The organism is Robbsia andropogonis (genome assembly GCF_000970345.1).
Taxonomy (GTDB): domain Bacteria; phylum Pseudomonadota; class Gammaproteobacteria; order Burkholderiales; family Burkholderiaceae; genus Robbsia; species Robbsia andropogonis.
Map to the genome: position 1 here is coordinate 1 of NZ_LAQU01000012.1, position 18109 is coordinate 18109.

The following is an 18109-nucleotide window of genomic DNA, read 5'->3' on the forward strand; positions in this document are numbered from 1 at the left end:
GGTCTGAACCACGCGCCGCCCCTCACCCCTCAAGCGCGCTTCGAGCTGCGTGCGGAACCAGGACAGATGCGTGGTCTTACCTGCCCCATCGATTCCCTCGAACGTAATGAATTTTCCTGGCGCCCGCATTTACTGCCTCCCCGGTACATTGATGCGCTGTTGACTGATTTTCGACCCGGCGCTTACCACCGGGCTCGCCGCAACCGCGTTCTTCACCGCGCTGGCCGGTGGGCTTACCGCCGCACGGCCGATCGGCGCACGATGTTCCGCGTCACTTGCCGCTGCACCTGCCGCGTCGCTTGCGACACCGTCTGCCGCTTCCCCCACCGGGTTCGTCGCCGAGGCCGATGCCGGAACGGCCAGTCCATTCATCGCCGGCGCTCCGACGTCCGTGCGTCCGGCCATCCCGAGGTTGCGCTGATACAAGTTGACCGCGCGATTGTGATCGACGAGCGAATCCGAAAAGACGCTGGTGCCGTCGCCCTTCGCCACGAAGTACAACGCCTTAGAGCTGGCCGGATGCGTCGCCGCCTTTAAAGCCGCCATCCCCGGCAGCGCGATCGGCGTGGGCGGCAAGCCGCGTCGCGTGTACGTATTGTACGGGGTGTCAGTCTGCAAGTCCTTTTTGGTCAAGCGCCCGCCATACCCCGCTCCAAGGCCATAGATAACGCTCGGGTCGGTCTGCAAGGGCATGCCGATCTTCAGCCGGTTTATGAAGACGCCCGCCACTTCCGCGCGCTCCACCGCCTTGCCGGTTTCCTTCTCTACCAGCGATGCCAGCGTGAGCGCCTGATAGGGCGTTGTCAGCGACAAATCGGGGGCGCGCTCGGCCCACACCTGTGCCAGGCGCTGCTCCGCGACGTCATGGGCGCGACGATAGACGCTGATATCGCTCACACCTTTCGAGAACAAATACGTATCAGGAAAGAACATGCCTTCCGCGGCGATACCGGGTGCTCCGATCGCGGCCATCAACTGCGCGTCGCTCATACCGGCCGTATCATGGCGCAAAGCCGGATTGGCATCGATCTCGGCGCGCATATGCGCCACGGTCCAGCCCTCGATCACCGTAACCGACGACTGGTTGACGTCACCGCGCGCCAGCTTCAATAGCACTTGGTAAGGCGTGATGCCGGTCTCGAACGCGTAATTGCCCGACTTCAATGACGTCGACAGATCGAGGAAGCGCGCGATCAGCTCGAAGCCACGCGGGTTCATCGGCAATCCGTTCTGCCGCAACTGCGCGGCGACGGCGCGCAGAGACCCTCGCGCCACCGAGATATCGATTTCAGGCTGGGCAAGCCGCATGGGCGTATTTGCCCACCAATAGGCCACGGCGGCGGCTCCGGCCATGACGATGACAGCGGTTGCGATCGATCTCCGGACCCATCGACCAAAGTTTCCAAGGGACATACGTTTCCAACAGTTGTCTGGAACCCAATATAATACTGTGATTCGGTGTGACTCTCGCTACCTTCCGGACGGTGGATCGTCCGGTGGCGATCAAGGCCGCACGCCCCTCATACACGGTCGTTCCCCTACCCTGCACGGCGAGGCACCCAGCCAGATCATGTCCGATACGTCCGAACCCCTTTCCCCCACGTCGTCGACCGATGCCGCGACGGTGAATTTTCACGCATCCGCCACCACGATGCAAACCAAGGCGGCGCAGGCATCCCGCCTGGTTCCCCCCGGTGGCGGGTTCGCTCCGCTTGCGACCGATAGTCACTGGGCGGTCATCGACGCGCGCGGTGCCGATGCGCGCAGCTTCCTCCACAACCAGTTGACGAACGACGTCACGCACTTGTCACCGGCCCACGCAGCTCGGGGTGCCTTCTGCTCGCCAAAAGGACGGATGCTCGCCTCGCTACTGTATTGGCCTTTACCGCCGATAAATGCTGCCGGCGCAAACAATGCCGTGCCGACGACAGCACCGCATGCGGTCCCAAGTCCGACCCATCACGACGACCTTGCCCACTGGCCCGATATCCGGCTGCTGATCAGCGCCGACATCGCCGACGCGATTCGAAAGCGGTTGCATATGTTCGTGTTACGGGCCAAGGTAAAGCTTGTCGATCATAGCAACGACGTTGCCCTGTTCGGCCTGAGCGGTGGTCATGACGACGCGGCATTCGATGCCGCATTGTCCGCGTTACTGCTTCATAAGGGGGTCTGCGTGCCCTCGGAGCCGAATCCTCCTGACTACGCGGTCGCGTTTCCCGGGGTACGTAACGGCTCCACGCCGCTAGCCAATGTGCTGGGCACGACGGCAGGCGAGGCAACCAGCATGACCGGGGGCTCGTTGCCACTGATCCGGCAGGATAGCGACAACGGCGATACCGTCACACTGTTACGTCTGGCCGATGCGGCCGGACAACGTCGCTTTCTGCTTTGCGTGCCTGCCCCTACACGTGATGCGTGGCTGGCCGCGCTGGCCGACAGGTTCAGTACCATTGACCCGGCGCACTGGGATTGGCTGGCGATACAAGCGGCCCAGCCTGAGATCACCGCGCCGACACAGGATGCGTTCGTGCCGCAGATGGTGAATTACGAAGCGATAGGCGGCGTCAATTTTCGCAAAGGATGCTATCCAGGCCAGGAAGTGGTAGCGCGCAGCCAATATCGCGGCACCGTGAAGCGGCGCGCGACCTTGGCCCACGCCGAACAAGCGCGGGCCGGTGACGAAATCATCGACCTCCATGATCCGGTCAACCTTGGATCGGCGGAGCAATGGCAGCCATGTGGCCGCGTGGTCAATGCCGCCCCCGCGCCGGAGGGAGGCGTCGATTGCCTGATCGAACTGAAGACGGCGACGCCCGCGGACGCCGCATTGCGTGTGGTGCTTCGTGCAACGGCGGTCGACGCCTCGGCATCCGCGCCGCAACATGACGTGTCGGCAACACCGTCGACGGCAACGGCAGCCTTGACGGTCTACGGCCTACCATACGCCTTGCCGACAGCGTAAATCAAGGCGTGCGTCACGCGCGCGCATGACAACCGGTCGTTGGATCCGCTCAACTGTCAGCGGCCGACGGCGGTACATGCGTGACCTCGGCCCTGACTTTCCGGCCCAGCGGCAGCTTACGCAGATATTTAAACGTACCCAACGCCTTCGCGACCAGGCCGCCATCAGCGTCCCGTACTTCGCCTTCACAGAACGCCATGGTCGTCGAGCGGTGCAGCACACGCCCGTACGCAGTCAAGATCCCCTGTCCCGGCTGGATGAACGTCACGCTCATATCAACGGTGACCACGCCACGCGAGCGATCCACCGCCATGTCGCCTGGCGGCCGTTCGACTTCACGGGCGGCATGTCCGAGTGCGGCGTCGAGCAGCGTCATCGTGACACCACCATGCGCAATCGCCCATCGATTCATATGCCGACCTGACAGCGCCAGCACGACTTCGCTACCCGACGCGTCGGCGCGCACCGTGCGCACCCCCAATTCCCGTAGGAAAGGGTTGGCGGCGTCCGGATGAATAGCGTCGGATTCCATTGGCTGATCTGCCGTTACCATGCCCGGTCTCCCTTTCAGGGTTGCCGCGGGGTCGCTTTTCTCGCTGAAAGCGACCCTGCCATGCATCTCGTTATCGTTATGGTATTGATGGGAAGGACGACCACACGCGTTTTAGTGCGCGTAGTCGACGCATTGGCGTCCTTCCGTGACTTTGCGGACAAAGGCCACCAGCGCCTGATGCTGCGGGTGCACTTGATAAGCCTGCAGCGCGTCCGCATCGGCAAAGACGGAATATAAAACGATATCGAACGTCGAAGCCACGCCCGGCCCAGCCGGAGCGGCAATACCCACTTCGAGCTTATGGATACCTGGCACGATTGTCGCGCATGCCAGCATCAACTCGCGCATCTTCTCCAGGTTGTGCACCTTCGACGCGCCCTCGGCCTCGTCTTTCACTTTCCACATCACAATGTGTGTCAACATCAGGGCTTCCTCCTTTGTACGGCCTTCCTCGAGACCATGCGATGCGCAAGCTGGCGCACCACGTTCTAAAATAGAAATTTCCATCCGCGCGAGCCGCCATTGTTCATGAAGCCCACTTCCCCGCTGTCCGCGCTCGGCAGCACGCAACGGCCTGGCGGCGGGTTCGCATCGCTTGGCGAGCGATTCTACACCCGCTTGCCCCCGCAACCCCTCCCCATGCCTTATCTGGTTGCCGCTTCCACCGATGCGTTGCACGACCTGGCTTTGCCCGCGGACTGCGTCGATGATCATGGCCTGGTCTTGCAATTGTCCGGGCACCCACCCGGCGCTGCCCCCGGTAATACCGACGCGCGTCCATGGCCCGCAGAGATCCCGCACGCGCAGTTGCCGCTGGCGAGCGTGTACTCGGGTCATCAATTCGGGCAATGGGCCGGGCAGCTGGGCGATGGGCGTGCCTTGCTGCTGGGCGAGCTTGCCGATCGTGACGGCGTCTGGCAAGAAGTGCAACTGAAAGGCGGCGGCCTGACGCCCTACTCGCGCATGGGGGACGGTCGTGCCGTATTGCGGTCCTCGATCCGGGAGTTCCTGTGCTCGGAGGCCATGCATGCGTTGGGAATTCCCACCACACGCGCCCTGGCGGTCACGGGCTCCGCGCTGCCGGTGCGACGTGAAACGCTGGAGAGCGCCGCCGTCGTGACCCGGTTCGCACCAAGTTTTATCCGCTTTGGTCACTTCGAGCATTTCTGGTCAATAAATGACTTCGATGCACTGCGCCAGCTCGCAGACCATGTGATTGCAGCCCACTATCCGGCGCTGCGGGAGACCGAGAACCCCTATCTTGGCTTATTGGAGCAGGTGGCATCGCGCACCGCGGATTTGATGGCGCAATGGCAAAGTGTCGGGTTCTGTCACGGGGTCATGAATACGGACAACATGTCCATTATTGGACTGACGATCGATTACGGTCCCTTCGGGTTTCTCGATGGCTTCGATGCACGGCACATTTGCAATCACACGGACACCCACGGGCGCTATGCGTATCATCGCCAACCGGAAATCGGACGCTGGAACCTGTTCGCCCTGGCCCAGGCGCTGCTCCCCTTGATTGCCACGCCGGATGCCGCCAGCGCGATGCCTGAAGCCGGTACGACCGAGGCCGATGCGGCGATCGCGCTGACGAAATCCGCATTGACGCCCTACGGCGAGCAATTCAACCGATATTATCAGGCGCGTATGACCGCCAAGCTTGGCCTGTTGCAGCCCACGCCGGAAGACGGTGCGCTACTCGACAGGCTGCTGCAATTGATGGACGCCAATCACGCCGACTTCACGTTGACGTTTCGCGCACTGGCCCAGGTTTCGCAGCACGAGGAAACGCACACGGCGAACATCACGGCGAATGGCGCGCCGAAGCTTGCCGATTATTTTCTCGATCGTCCCGCCATTGATGCCTGGTTGGTCGACTATCGAGCGCGTCTGCGCCAGCAAGGGCAGGACGATGCCAGCCGCCGGGTGCGGATGTCCCGCGTCAATCCACGATACGTGCTGCGCAACCATTTAGCCGAGTTGGCCATTCGCGCGGCACAAGACGGCGATTTTTCCGAAACCCGACAACTGGCCGCCGTACTGCGTCGCCCATTTGACGAACAACCGGAGCACGCGGCCTATGCCGCGCAGCCGCCCGACTGGGCCGCTGGGCTGGAAGTCAGCTGCTCCTCCTGACCTCTCTCGGCGGCGCCGACGACTGCCGCCTGTCGCTCTTAATGGAGACAGACCATGAATGACCCGCAAAACCCGAACGTCCCTCAGAAGCCGCTTGACAGCGACGTCAGCCCTACCGCTGGAGCGCCTGGCCACGCCGGCAAACCACCCAAGACCGACGCCGAATATCGTGCGGAATTGACGCCGGTGCAATATAGCGTGGCGCGTCAGTCGGCAACGGAACGCCCTTTTACGGGCGATTACTGGGATCACTGGGAAAAAGGCACGTATTATTGCGTCTGCTGCGGCACGCCATTATTCGAGTCCTCGACCAAATTCGATGCCGGATGTGGTTGGCCTAGCTACTTCAAACCCATCAACGGCGAAGTGATTGCCGAACACACGGACCGCTCGCATGGCATGCTTCGCATCGAAGTCAAATGCAAGACATGCGATGCGCACCTGGGCCACGTGTTCGAAGACGGTCCGGCGCCGACGGGCCTGCGCTACTGCATCAACTCCGCGTCAATGACATTCGGACAATGAAATTTCTTTTCGACCTATTCCCCGTCATCCTGTTCTTCGTCGCGTTCAAGATATGGGGAATTTATACGGCGACAGCCGTGACCATCGCGGCCACCGTCTGCCAGATCGTCTGGGTGGCGGTCCGACACCGTCGTGTGGAACCGATGCTGTGGGTCAGTTTCGCGATCGTCGTCGTTTTCGGGGGCGCCACGCTGGTACTGCATGACGAGAATTTCATCAAATGGAAACCGACGGTCCTGTACTGGGCCTTTGCGGTCGCGCTGGGTATTGCACATCTGCTGAAGAAAAATCCAATTGAAGCGATGATGGGCAAACAGATGACGCTGCCCGCCGCGGTCTGGCGCCAGTTGAATCTCGCGTGGGCCATGTTTTTTGTCTTCTTGGGCATCCTGAACCTGATCATCGCGTTTCACTTCTCGACCGATACCTGGGTCAATTACAAATTGTTCGGCGGGACTGCGCTGATGATCCTCTTCGTGATCGCTCAGAGCATTTGGCTCGCCCGTTACTTGAAGAGCGAGTGAGCACATCATGATCGACACGACATCCGCTTCACCGTCTGACAGTTTGTCACACGTGGTTCCTGCGGGCGCTGCACGCCGTGACTGGATCGAGAGCCGTTTACGCGCTACGTTTACCCCCGACTGGCTCGACGTCGAGGACGACAGTGACCGCCATGCCGGGCACGCGGGAGCACGCAACCAGGACGGCAGCATTGGCGGCTCGCATTTCAACGTGACGATCGTCAGCACCGCGTTCGCCGGCAAGTCCCGGGTGACGCGCCATCGGCTGGTGTATGATGCCCTCGCTGAGGCGATCCGGGCCGGACTGCACGCGCTCGCGATCGTGGCATTCACCCCCGAAGAATACGCAAACAGGACTGATCGATGATTTTCAGCAAGACCCGCGTTGCCACGGCGGCAGCCTTTACCCTTGTTGCCGTGAGCATGCCCGCGTTCGCGCAGAACGCCGCCATCGTCAACGGCACGGCAATACCGTCTGCTCGCGTGGACGCCATGATCCAGACCTTGCCCGAAGGCAGCCAGAGCGCCTCTCCGCAATTGCGCGAACTCATTCGCGACGAGCTGATCAATCGGGAAGTGCTGATGCAGGCGGCAACGAAAGACGGCCTGACGAAGGATCCGGTGGTCCAGCAGCAAATGGCGATCGCCGCGCAAACCGTCGTGATCCGTGCCTATCTGGAGAAGTACGTCGCGACGCACCCGGCTTCGGACGCGGAATTGCACGCGCTGTACGACAGTATCGCTGCCAAGATGAAGGCGCAGAGCGCTGGCAAGGAATACCATCTGCACCATATCCTCGTGGATAACGAGCAGCAGGCAAAGGACTTGATCGCAAAGATCAAGGGCGGCGCAAATTTCGAAGACTTGGCCAAGCAATTCTCGAAAGATACGGGGTCGGCGAAGAACGGCGGCGACCTGCCGTGGTCGCCGGCAAACGCGTATGTCCCGGAATTCGCGAAGGCCGCGGAAGCCCTGAAGGACGGCCAAGTCACCGATACGCCGGTGCATACGCAATTCGGATGGCATATCATCCGCCTCGATGGAGAGCGTGATGCGCAAGCTCCCGCCCTGCCGCCGTTCGATAGCGTGAAGAGCCAGTTGGCCCAGCAAGCGCAGAAGCAGCAGATCGAGGACCTGGAATCGAAGCTACGCGGCCAGGCGAAGATCCAGTAACGGCGAGCCACATCACCCGTAACCGAACCGATCCGACGAAAATAGGCGACGGGTGAGTGGCGCAATGGCCTTCGCATGACGCGCATATTCGGCAGTCGGCCCGGCGTCTCATACCCGCTGCGGATGACCGAAATGTCATGCCGCATTTATTTCGAGCGCGTTCAGTGCCGTCTGTAGCTTCTCTGTATTGCCCAACACCCACGTCTCCCCGATCGCTACCAGATTGGACAGCAATTGCGACACTGTGGAGTCGGACCATTGCGCCGAAAGCAGCAAAGCGATGCACTGTGCCCCCACCTCGGCTTTGCTTTCTTCCAACGCTGCCATGATCACGCGGAAATGCGTCAAGAACCACTGGGCACGGTGCTCCGAGATCGTGTTATCCAGCAATAGCCTGTCGAAAAGCGGTGATATCGACAAGTAGTGATGTGTTTCAACCTGCATCGGTGCAATGCCAGATACCTTCGCAAGAGGTGCGGCCTGTTGCAGCAGGTCTGCCACGAACTGCGGTGTGCGTCGTCCGGTACGCACCCATTCGAACGGGACATTCTCTAGACTATAAGCCTCAGGTAAGACCCGTTCGGCAATTGCTATCAAACTGGATGCATAGGGCGCGATCACGGGATCAAACAGTACGGTTTCAAACCACTCCGTACGTAACGCCCTGCCGAAATGACTGGGTAATGCCGTATTGTCCAGATCATTCAAACGCTCGAGGGTCAATGCGTCGTCATGCTCACGCTCGACGATATTGCGCCAGATTTGGTACTCAAGGCGCGAGCTTTGCCTACCTCTCCTGTCTTCAGGAGCACAAAGCCAATCAAACCATCTGTTCGCATCGTGCATGGAAATGTTTCTATCTTCCAGTACACGGCGATAGCCTTCAGGCCAATTGCTATGGCCTACCAGTGCAAAATAGTCTTGTTCTTCGTCTTCCTCGTCGTTTTCAGGTTCGGAATCCGTGTCGCATTCAATCGCGGCCAAACGAAGAGCGGCATCCATCTCCTCGCGTGGAATACGATTGAAAAATAAAAAATCGCTCAGCCCCGCCACCGCGTGGGAACTCAGCAAACCATCCGCAATCCATGCGTCGATCACCTTCTGAAAAAATGCCTTTGCGGTCGCTTTATCTCCGTCTATCACTGTCGTGATGTCAACAAACGCGGCTATCGCCGCGTCCCGCTCGGCTGGAACCACCCGCCCCTGATCGTCTCGCATCTTGGCCACAGCTGCACGCAACTGTTTCATGGCATTTGACCGCTGTTCTTTCAACACCGCGATCGAGGTGCCGATCCCATTGCCCCCCAACGATGCCAACTCGGCCGCCTGGCGTTGCGGTAGCGGTGCCGCCAGCAAATAATTCGCAATCCGTTCGGTCACATGCGGTATGACATCCAATCGCTCAAGCAAGCTATCGTGCGCGCCCGCGGGCGATATGCCTGCCTCGATATTCTCTCGATACGGATTTTCTCTGTGTTGGATCGGATTTGGCAATGCGCGCAATGTCGGTTCGACGTCGTCGCGGCTATCGCTGTCGTAATCGACGAGTGCGTTGGCAAGCGCGCGGTGATCTACCGGAGCACGTCCCGTATCGTGGGAAGGTCCCGCCACAGCGGCAGCCTCCGTCCGCTGCCGCGTACGTAGCGGTGCAGTGACCGAATCGGAAAGCGAATCGCAAGAGGCCGGTGACGGGGATCTAGGACGTTTCGCTTGGGGCATTGCAGGGTCTCGCTAGTCAGGTGATGTACAAACAATCACGATCATGATATTTATTTCGTACTACCAATTTATTTACGAAATATCGAATAGAAAATCATACGGGACACGAAAATATCATTCAATACTCCCGTTTGGGTAGACCGTTTTGCCTCACTCCGCCTCAAGCGTTTCACCACGATAAAAAGACCTGTACGGCACCAAGCCCTACAGGTCTTTTTTATGCTTAATCGCCGCGACCGTTGCGCAGGAGTGCCGACATCGCGGCTACTTCGCACCTCAACGGCGGTGTTAGCCCACTCGCTTACGTGCGTTCTGGAAAATACGCATCCACGGGCTGTCGCCCTCACCAGCAGCCCATCCCTCCGGATGCCAACTCATCGTCACCGAACGGGCGACCCGTTCCGGATGCGGCATCAACACCGTGAAACGGCCATCTGCGGTAGTCACCGAAGTCAGGCCACCCGGTGAACCGTTCGGGTTCAATGGGTACTGCTCCGTCTTCTGGCCACGGTTATCGACATAGCGCAGCGCACCCAATACCTTTGCAGCATCGCCTTGCTTCGAAAAATCCGCAAACCCTTCGCCATGTGACACTGCAACAGGAATCCGCGAACCCGCCATGCCCTCAAAGAAGATCGACGGCGATTGCGTCACTTCCACCGTCGCAAACCGCGCTTCGAACTGTTCGGATTTGTTGCGTGTGAAGTTCGGCCAGTGCTCCGCACCCGGGATCATCGACGCCAGGCTAGACATCATCTGGCAGCCGTTACACACACCCAGGGCGAACGTATCCTGACGGCCGAAGAAAGCCGCGAACATGTCGGCCAGTACTGGATTGAAACGGATCGTCTTGGCCCAGCCTTCGCCAGCGCCCAGCACATCGCCGTAGGCAAAGCCGCCGCAGGCCACCGCGCCGGCAAAATCTGCCAGGGTCGCACGCCCTTCGATCAGGTCGCTCATGTGGACGTCCCGCGCCTCGAATCCGGCCCGGTCGAACGCATGCGCCATCTCAAGATGCGAGTTCACGCCCTGCTCGCGCAGAATCGCGACGCGCGGACGGGCGGCGCCAGCCTGAATGAACGGGGCGGCAACGTTTTCTGCGATGTCGAACGTCAAGACCGGCGAGATACCGGGATCCGCCACATCGGCAATCGCCTCGAGTTCCGCATCGGCACATGCCGGGTTGTCACGCAGGCGCGCGATGCGCCAGCTGACATCGGTCCAGAGGCGTTGCAAGTCCGTACGCGCGGCATGATAGACGCGCTTCGCATCGCGGTAGATCTCAATATCGCCGCGGTCGTTCAGTTTGCCGATCTGGTGACTGCACGCGGCAAGCCCCTGCTCGCGCAGGACCGCGAACACGGCATCGCGCTCGCTTGCGCGGATCTGCACCACGGCTCCCAGTTCTTCGTTGAACAAGGCGCGCAGCGTGCGGTCGTGACGCCGACCCGACGTCTGCTTCGCCCAATCCTTGGCATCGCCGAAATCGGATTCGTGATCCGGGTCCAGTGTCAACATGTCGACATTCAACGACACGCCAACGTGGCCGGCAAAGGCCATTTCCGCGACGGTCGTGAACAGGCCACCATCCGAGCGGTCGTGATACGCGAGCAACTTGCCGTCGGCGTTTAATTGCTGCACGGCGGTGAAGAAGCGCTTCAGGTCTTCACTGTCGTCCAGATCCGGTGCCTTGTCGCCCATCTGCTGCGCGACCTGGGCCAGGATGCTACCGGCCATCCGGTTCTGCGCGCGACCGATGTCGATCAAGACCAGCAACGTCTCACCCACGGTCTCGCCACGGAACGTGTCGTCCGCGCGACGCAGTTGCGGGGTCAGGTGCTGACGCACATCAGCCACCGGCGCAAAGGCCGAAACGATCAACGTCACCGGCGCCACCACTTCCTTGGCCGTCTCGCCGTCTCGCCACTGCGTGCGCATCGACAGCGAATCCTTGCCGACCGGAATCGACAGGCCGAGCGCCGGGCATAGCTCCATGCCAACGGTACGCACGGTATCGTACAACGCCGCGTCTTCGCCCGGCGTGCCGCACGCCGCCATCCAGTTCGCCGACAGCTTGATCGATGTCAAGGCATCGATCGGTGCCGCCGCAATATTCGTAATCGCCTCGCCAATCGCCATCCGGCCCGACGCCGGGGCATCGATCACCGCCAGCGGCGCGCGCTCGGCCATGGTCATGGCCTCACCCGCGAAACCACGATAGTCCATCGTGGTAATGGCGCAGTCCGCAACCGGCACCTGCCACGGGCCTACCATCTGGTCACGCGCACTCATGGCGCCCACGGTCCGGTCGCCAATGGTGATCAGGAAAGATTTGCTGGCAACCGTCGGATGCGCCAACACACCTTCCACCGCCTGCTCCAGCGTCATGTCGTCCAATACCAGCGGCGGACAGCGTCGGGCCTCCCGGCGCACGTCGCGGTGCATCCTCGGGGCCTTGCCGAACAACACATCCATCGGCATGTCCACGGCCACATCGCCATCGACCCTGGCATCAGCGCCCTGGGCGAGCTGCGTTGCCCTGGCCAGTTTCAGTACCTGCTCATCGGTTGCAATACCGACGATTGCCATCGGACAGCGCTCACGCCGGCAAATGCCTTCGAACCGTTCCGCGCTTTGCGGCGCGATGGCCAATACATACCGTTCCTGTGCCTCGTTGCTCCAGATCTCGCGCGGCGCGAGGCCGGACTCCTCAAGCTGGATCGCATCGATCGCGAAGCGGGCGCCGCGGTTGGCACCTTCCACCAATTCAGGAAACGCGTTCGACAGCCCCCCCGCACCCACATCATGAATACTCAGGATCGGATTGTCCGCGCCCAGTTGCCAGCAACTGTTGATCACTTCCTGCGCCCGACGCTGGATTTCGGGGTTGCCGCGCTGCACCGAGTCGAAGTCCAGTTCAGCCGTGTTGGCACCGGTCGCCATGGAACTCGCCGCTCCGCCGCCCATGCCAATCCGCATGCCGGGCCCCCCAATCTGAATCAGCAACGTGCCGGCGGGAAGGTCGTTCTTATGCGTATGGCTATCGTCGATATTGCCGATACCGCCGGCGATCATCACCGGCTTGTGATAGCCCCGCACGGTGCCGCCAACGTTCTGCTCATAGACGCGGAAATAACCGGCGAGATTGGGTCGGCCGAATTCATTGTTGAAGGCGGCGCCACCCAACGGACCATCGGTCATGATCTGCAACGGCGAGGCGATTCGGTCCGGGCGACCATAGCCATCATCCACCAATGCGGCATTGCCCGCGCCATCGGCGAGCGCTTGCGTGCGTTGGGCGAATGGCGTCGCGGCATCGGCTGCCGTCTCCCACGGTCGCGCGGCATCCGGCAAGCGCAAGTTCGAAACGGAAAACCGGCCATCCCGGCCTTCGGCCGCGCACCACGGCCTGTCGCGCCTTCGTCGCGGATTTCGCCGCCCGCGCCGGTGGACGCGCCCGGGAACGGCGAGATCGCCGTTGGGTGATTGTGTGTTTCCACCTTCATCAGCGTGTGCGTCAGCGCTTCGCTGGCCGCATAGACCTGGCCCTCACCGCGCGGGAACCAGCGCTGTACCGTCGTGCCCCGCATCACGGCCGCATTGTCCGAATAGGCGACGATGGTGCCTTCCGGATGCAACTTGTGCGTATTGCGGATCATGGCGAAGAGCGACAACTCCTGCGCTTCGCCATCCACCGTCCAATTCGCATTAAAGATCTTGTGGCGACAGTGTTCACTGTTGGCCTGGGCGAACATCATCAATTCGACGTCGCTAGGATTGCGGCCCAATTGCGTGAATGCGTCGACCAGATAGTCGATTTCGTCATCCGCGAGCGCCAGGCCCAGCGTCGCGTTGGCCTCTGCCAGCGCCGCGCGACCGACACCGATGACATCAACTCGCGTCAGCGGTGCGGACGGCAGTTCGTCGAACAGGCGATATGCCTGCTCGCGATCCGCCGCGATAGACTCGGTCATGCGGTCGTGCAACGCCGCGTGAACGGCGTCGAGCGAGGCGGCGTCCAGCGCCTTGCGGCCGCCGAGCAAACCGGTCTTCAGGAAAATCGTGAATTCGACGCCACGTTCGATCCGGCGCACATGTTGCAAACCACAGTTGTGCGCGATATCGGTCGCCTTGCTCGCCCATGGCGAGATCGTGCCGAAGCGCGGCAATACCAGCACCGGCAACGCAGTGCCTTTGGGCGCATCGGTGGCAACGGCCGGTTGGCCGTACTCCAGCAACGCATCCACGACGCGGACCTGTTCCGGCGTGAGCACGGCGTCACTGTGCACGAAATGCAGATAGACCGCGCTGACATCGACGATATTCGCGTCGATCGCCTTCAGCGTCGCGAGCAAACGGGTCTTGCGGAAATCGGAGAGGGCCGAAGCGCCGGGAAAGCACGAGAAATGGGCCATTGAGCGGAAATGGATGCACCGCGCGGGCGCGGCGGGAAACGAAAGGAAGACAAGGATTATACCGCGCCTGACGCCCCGGACGGCCGGGTTCTTGCTACGCTGCAACACTGGCCGGACAACGAATGTCGGACGTGCACAACTTATCTGATGGTTCGTCAGGGGCGGAGACGTTATCATGGCGCCCCGGTGGCCAAGGGAAAAATCTTGAAATGAAGCAATTCGACCTGATCGTGATTGGGGCCGGCATCGGCGGCATGGCCGTCGCGATGCGGGCCATCGAGGCCGGCATGCGCGTCGCCGTCATCGACGAACATGCGACCGTCGGCGAAGGTGCGTCCTTTTTCCACAGCGGGGTCGCGTTGCCCTCTCCGCTGGACCCATGGTATGGGCCGGATGCGCCGATGCCGACGCCCGGCGGCGTGCCGTGGCGCCGCGCCGCGCGCGAACGGGCCAGCAATGCACTGCGCCACGCGAGACTGGCACCGTGGGAAGCGCTGATCGCGCAATCCGCGGCACGGCTCGATACGCTGGCGCAGGTCCACGGTATCGAACACGAGCGACGTGACGGCGCGCTGTACGTCTGGCGTAACGCGGTGGAATTCGAGCGGGCCCAGGCGTTGCTCGTGGATTGGCCGAAGAACGACGCGCCTCCCGGGGCACGGAACACGACCTCACACGCCACGCCAAGCGATATCGGCGGCGATGACGCGGTCGATCATGTCGCCACCGATGCTCAACACGCGCGCACCGGGAAGTCAGCCCAGGCGCTTGCCGATGTTGACCTAGAAGGCAATGGCGCGCCCGGCAACACACCACCAGGAACCGCGCCGCGTTTCGACCTCCACGGCCATGCCCCACGCGTGCTGGACGCGCAAGCCTGCCGGGCCGCCGAGCCGGCACTGGAGCATGCCGAAGCGCTGGCAGGCGGCATCGCGTTCGACACACTGTCCAGCGGCAACGCCGCGGTGATGGCGAAGCGACTCAAGCAATTGCTGGACGCCGCCGAGGTAACGTTTTCCTTGCGCGGCAGGCCCTTCGCGTCGAGGTTCACAACGATGGCGTCGATGTGTCCATCCGCCCCGCCCAACAAGCCGGGGGGGCGTTCTCAGGCGTACAGGCCCGCGGCTTCACCGCGCCGTCCACCACTTCTATCTTAGGAGTGGATGCCCGACAATCGGATGCGGCGCGACATGTCGAACAGGTCCATGCATCGCACGTGGTCATCGCCGCCGGCGCGGGCAGTGCGAAATTGCTCGGCACCGCCGGCGTCCCATTGCCGCTGCAGCGCGTCACGCGCACGGTGTTGACCGGTACGGTCCTGCGCGAGGACTACGCGCCGCGGCGCTTGCTGATAGATGCCGAAAACAGCGTGGCCATCGTGCGCTTCGATCGCCGCGTGCGCGTCAGCGCCTGCCTCCGAGGACCGGCCACCACCACGATCGGGAAGGTCAAGAACAAAGCGGCCGCTCTCCCTCCCGGCCCGGCTAAAAAAGCCCTGCAAGCGATGCCGGCCCAGCTCCATGCCTGGCGCGACACGCTCGTGCCGGGCGCCGCACGGTTCGATGCCGGCGTCGGCGAGTCCGTGGCACTCGTCGGCGCGGACGGCCTGCCGGTGATCGGCACGCTGAAGACCCGCCGTGGCGAAAACCGCCTGCATGTGGTCCTGAGCGGTGCGCATCGAGGCTGGGGGTTGGCATTTGGCGCGGCCGATCTGCTTTTCGCGCAATGGCCATCCGGCCCGCATGCCGCGATGGGTAGCATGCGCGACGACAACCGCACACAAGCCATCGAAGCGAATGCCCACCCTGTGACGGAAGAGGGCATGGCGGGCGATGGCGGAGCCGCATGGGTCGCCGCCACCGCGGCGGATCGCTTCGACCCGAGTACGCGCATGGCGCTATCCCCCGCGCGCTTCGGTCACGGTTGACGCAGCAGGGGCATCCGCATAAGGCGTGACCGGACACACCTCCGTCGTGGACACCGCCCATCCGGTGTAAGGTGAGAAGATCGTTCACCATTGATTGCCACCATGTCCGCCGGTCCCGTTGCTCCCACGCCGCTCACGCACAACGATCGTCGCGCGGCGACGCCTCCTGACGACGCTGGCGGTCCGGCGAACACGCAAGGCTGGTTTCCAATCGACACGCACCGCCTGGCGTGGCCGCTCGCGACGGTCGCGGACCTCCGCACCGTGGAAGCACGCGTCATGCAAAGCGCGGGATCGCATGTCTTGATGGAACGGGCCGGTGCCGCGACGGCAGACTTCCTGCTGCATCAACGCCGCACCAGGCGCCGCCCCGGCAGCGACGACGACCATATCGCCGCAACCGGGACACCCGGTGCTGGCTCTCCCGGCACCGACGATCACGACTTGGCATCGACACCGATCTGGTTTTTCGCAGGGCCGGGAAACAACGGCGGCGATGCGCTGGTGGCGGCCACGCGGCTGCATCGTCTGGGCGTACCTGTGCGCGTCACACTTCCGGCGCCCCCCACCCATGGCGATGCACTCTGGGCGTACACCGAGGCGCGCCGCGACGCGGTGCCAATCCAGCAGGACGCTCCCGACGATACGCAATGCACCGCGCTTCGCGAAGGCGGATGGTGCGTCGATGGTTTGTTCGGCATCGGCCTCAACCGTCCGGTAAGCGCGCCGTACGACCAATATATAAAGCTGATCAATGCACTAGGCGAACACGGCACGCACGTGTTGGCGCTGGACATCCCGAGCGGCCTGGACGCGATGACCGGCCAGTGCGTATCGCCCGCGTCGGACAATGATTGCGCGGTGTATGCCACCCATACGCTGAGTTTCATTGGCGCCACGCCCGGCCTCTTCACCGGGAAGGGACGTGACCACACCGGCGCCTTGTTTCTATCACCGCTGTCCTTGCCGGATTTCATCGTGCGGGCGCCATCGACGCTTGCCACGCCATCCGCCTACCCTTTCATCGATGCAACCTCCGCGCAAGACGCACGCGTCAGAAGCAATAGCCAGCCAGTTGCGCCGCTGCAATTGAACGCGCCATCGCTATTCATGCATTGCTTCAGGAAGCGTCGACCGTCCTCGCACAAAGGCACATTCGGCAGCGTCGCGATTATCGGCGGCGATACGGGCACCTGCGGTGCGGCCATCCTTTGCGCCCGCGCTGCGCTTTATGCGGGCGCGGGACGCGTACACACGGCATTGATCGGCGAAGGTGCGCCGCCGTACGATCCTCCACATCCTGAAATCATGCTGCGTCGCATCGACGCCATCGCGCTCGACACGATGGATGCGCTGAGCATCGGTCCCGGCCTTGGTACGTCGGCGCGTGCGGGCGACATCGTCAAACGCGTTTTGCATGACGTGGTGGGGGAGGATTGCCGGGCGTTGCTGGATGCCGATGCGTTGAACGTGATCGCCCGCGATGCGGCGCTCTGCGCCGCGGTGGCAGCCGCCGGCAAGTGGCTTGTCATGACACCTCATCCAGGAGAAGCAGCGCGGCTGCTCGATATCGGTACGCGGGACGTCGAGCAAGATCGACTCGCCGCGGCCCGTGCGCTGGTTGAACGGTTCCGCTGCACGATCGTCTTGAAAGGTTCCGGCACATTGATTGCCGCGCCGTCCTTGGCGGCAGCCACCGCTTCCGGCACGGCCACGGCCACGTCATGCGGCGATATACCGGAGAGCGTCGTTTCCGTGGACATCGTGCTGAATACCACTGGCAATACCGGCCTGGCCACCGGCGGTAGCGGCGATGTGTTGAGCGGCGTAATCGGCGCGCTGCTCGCGCAGGGCCTGCCACCGAAAGAGGCGGCATTAACTGGCGTGTACCTGCATGGCCTTGCCGCCGAGACACTGGCGGCCCACGGTGACGGTCCCGCAGGGCTGACAGCGGGAGAGCTGGCACCGATGATCCGTCGACTGCTGAATACCCATCTGCGTGAACACGGCTTGATCGTTGGTTGAACCCGCTGCCCGGCGTACTTTGGCATCGCGATTTATACTTGACCGATAGTGTTGAAACGGCACCCCTGGCAACCGCGCACCCTATCGCGCCTTCGCGCCTGAACCTGACAGACGGCACCCGGGCGCACGTGTTTGCTC

At 62.2% G+C, this 18109-nt stretch carries 12 protein-coding genes and 3 pseudogenes; 9 read left to right on the plus strand and 6 right to left on the minus strand.

Translation table 11 applies throughout. From position 1 onward, the window contains the following. Both tmk and mltG read right to left on the minus strand, forming a co-directional pair. A pseudogene (gene tmk, locus WM40_RS12715) lies at positions 1-129 on the minus strand (dTMP kinase); the annotation flags it as partial. A gap of 285 nt (positions 130-414) precedes the next feature. Continuing rightward, positions 415-1413 (minus strand): annotated as a pseudogene (gene mltG / locus WM40_RS12720) (endolytic transglycosylase MltG); the annotation flags it as partial. Between the two features lie 157 nt (positions 1414-1570). Between mltG and ygfZ the strand changes: the two are divergent. Next, the gene (gene ygfZ / locus WM40_RS12725) at positions 1571-2965 is read left to right on the plus strand and encodes a CAF17-like 4Fe-4S cluster assembly/insertion protein YgfZ (protein ID WP_024902980.1); all 1395 of its coding nucleotides are present in this window, start codon (positions 1571-1573) and stop codon (positions 2963-2965) included. A 49-nt stretch (positions 2966-3014) separates the two neighbouring features. On the opposite strand, the gene WM40_RS12730 is transcribed toward ygfZ, so the two are convergent. Next, positions 3015-3518 carry a PaaI family thioesterase gene (locus WM40_RS12730; RefSeq protein WP_024902981.1) on the minus strand — a complete coding sequence of 168 codons (504 nt, stop codon included), beginning with the start codon at positions 3516-3518 and terminating at the stop codon, positions 3015-3017. Between the two features lie 111 nt (positions 3519-3629). Next, complete coding sequence (locus WM40_RS12735; RefSeq protein ID WP_046153064.1) at positions 3630-3941, minus strand: Dabb family protein; 312 nt, start codon at positions 3939-3941, stop codon at positions 3630-3632. 105 nt (positions 3942-4046) lie between these two features. Here WM40_RS12735 and WM40_RS12740 point away from each other — a divergent pair, with 105 nt between their 5' ends. The 5 genes from WM40_RS12740 to WM40_RS12760 are packed head-to-tail and all read left to right on the plus strand — an operon-like array spanning position 4047 to position 7885. Beyond that, entirely contained in the window at positions 4047-5663 is a 1617-nt protein-coding gene (locus WM40_RS12740) for a protein adenylyltransferase SelO (protein WP_046153036.1), read from the plus strand. 54 nt (positions 5664-5717) lie between these two features. Continuing rightward, on the plus strand, positions 5718-6188 hold the full coding sequence (gene msrB / locus WM40_RS12745) for a peptide-methionine (R)-S-oxide reductase MsrB (protein WP_024902984.1): 471 nt from the start codon (positions 5718-5720) through the stop codon (positions 6186-6188). After that, positions 6185-6712 (plus strand): septation protein A, encoded by a 528-nt coding sequence (locus WM40_RS12750; RefSeq protein WP_024902985.1) that lies wholly within the window; start codon positions 6185-6187, stop codon positions 6710-6712. The genes msrB and WM40_RS12750 overlap by 4 nt, the downstream gene beginning before the upstream one ends. Before the next feature lie 7 nt (positions 6713-6719). After that, entirely contained in the window at positions 6720-7079 is a 360-nt protein-coding gene (locus WM40_RS12755) for a BolA family protein (RefSeq protein WP_024902986.1), read from the plus strand. Beyond that, positions 7076-7885: a peptidylprolyl isomerase gene (locus tag WM40_RS12760; protein ID WP_046153037.1), complete on the plus strand. Its 810-nt coding sequence runs from the start codon at positions 7076-7078 to the stop codon at positions 7883-7885. The genes WM40_RS12755 and WM40_RS12760 overlap by 4 nt, the downstream gene beginning before the upstream one ends. Positions 7886-8020: 135 nt before the next feature. On the opposite strand, the gene WM40_RS12765 is transcribed toward WM40_RS12760, so the two are convergent. Together WM40_RS12765 and purL are read right to left on the minus strand one after the other, a co-directional pair. After that, positions 8021-9496, minus strand: a complete 1476-nt coding sequence (locus WM40_RS12765; RefSeq protein ID WP_024902988.1) for a hypothetical protein — start codon at positions 9494-9496, stop codon at positions 8021-8023. 396 nt (positions 9497-9892) lie between these two features. After that, positions 9893-14019 (minus strand): annotated as a pseudogene (gene purL, locus WM40_RS12770) (phosphoribosylformylglycinamidine synthase). A gap of 209 nt (positions 14020-14228) precedes the next feature. Between purL and WM40_RS12775 the strand changes: the two are divergent. The 3 genes from WM40_RS12775 (at position 14229) to WM40_RS12785 (ending at position 17971) form a co-directional block, all read left to right on the plus strand. Continuing rightward, positions 14229-15176 (plus strand): FAD-dependent oxidoreductase, encoded by a 948-nt coding sequence (locus WM40_RS12775; RefSeq protein ID WP_157685789.1) that lies wholly within the window; start codon positions 14229-14231, stop codon positions 15174-15176. A 2-nt stretch (positions 15177-15178) separates the two neighbouring features. Then, positions 15179-15946 (plus strand): FAD-dependent oxidoreductase, encoded by a 768-nt coding sequence (locus WM40_RS12780; protein ID WP_046153039.1) that lies wholly within the window; start codon positions 15179-15181, stop codon positions 15944-15946. A 102-nt stretch (positions 15947-16048) separates the two neighbouring features. After that, positions 16049-17971, plus strand: a complete 1923-nt coding sequence (locus tag WM40_RS12785; protein ID WP_052738308.1) for an NAD(P)H-hydrate dehydratase — start codon at positions 16049-16051, stop codon at positions 17969-17971. Positions 17972-18109 lie beyond the last annotated feature (138 nt).

Excerpts from the sequence above, each read along its gene's own strand:
- ygfZ (WP_024902980.1), top strand. The coding sequence starts at position 1,571 with ATGTCCGATACGTCCGAACCCCTTTCCCCCACGTCGTCGACCGATGCC.
- WM40_RS12730 (WP_024902981.1), bottom strand. The coding sequence starts at position 3,518 with ATGGTAACGGCAGATCAGCCAATGGAATCCGACGCTATTCATCCGGAC.
- WM40_RS12735 (WP_046153064.1), bottom strand. The coding sequence starts at position 3,941 with ATGTTGACACACATTGTGATGTGGAAAGTGAAAGACGAGGCCGAGGGC.
- WM40_RS12740 (WP_046153036.1), top strand. The coding sequence starts at position 4,047 with ATGAAGCCCACTTCCCCGCTGTCCGCGCTCGGCAGCACGCAACGGCCT.
- msrB (WP_024902984.1), top strand. The coding sequence starts at position 5,718 with ATGAATGACCCGCAAAACCCGAACGTCCCTCAGAAGCCGCTTGACAGC.
- WM40_RS12750 (WP_024902985.1), top strand. The coding sequence starts at position 6,185 with ATGAAATTTCTTTTCGACCTATTCCCCGTCATCCTGTTCTTCGTCGCG.
- WM40_RS12755 (WP_024902986.1), top strand. The coding sequence starts at position 6,720 with ATGATCGACACGACATCCGCTTCACCGTCTGACAGTTTGTCACACGTG.
- WM40_RS12760 (WP_046153037.1), top strand. The coding sequence starts at position 7,076 with ATGATTTTCAGCAAGACCCGCGTTGCCACGGCGGCAGCCTTTACCCTT.
- WM40_RS12775 (WP_157685789.1), top strand. The coding sequence starts at position 14,229 with ATGAAGCAATTCGACCTGATCGTGATTGGGGCCGGCATCGGCGGCATG.
- WM40_RS12785 (WP_052738308.1), top strand. The coding sequence starts at position 16,049 with ATGTCCGCCGGTCCCGTTGCTCCCACGCCGCTCACGCACAACGATCGT.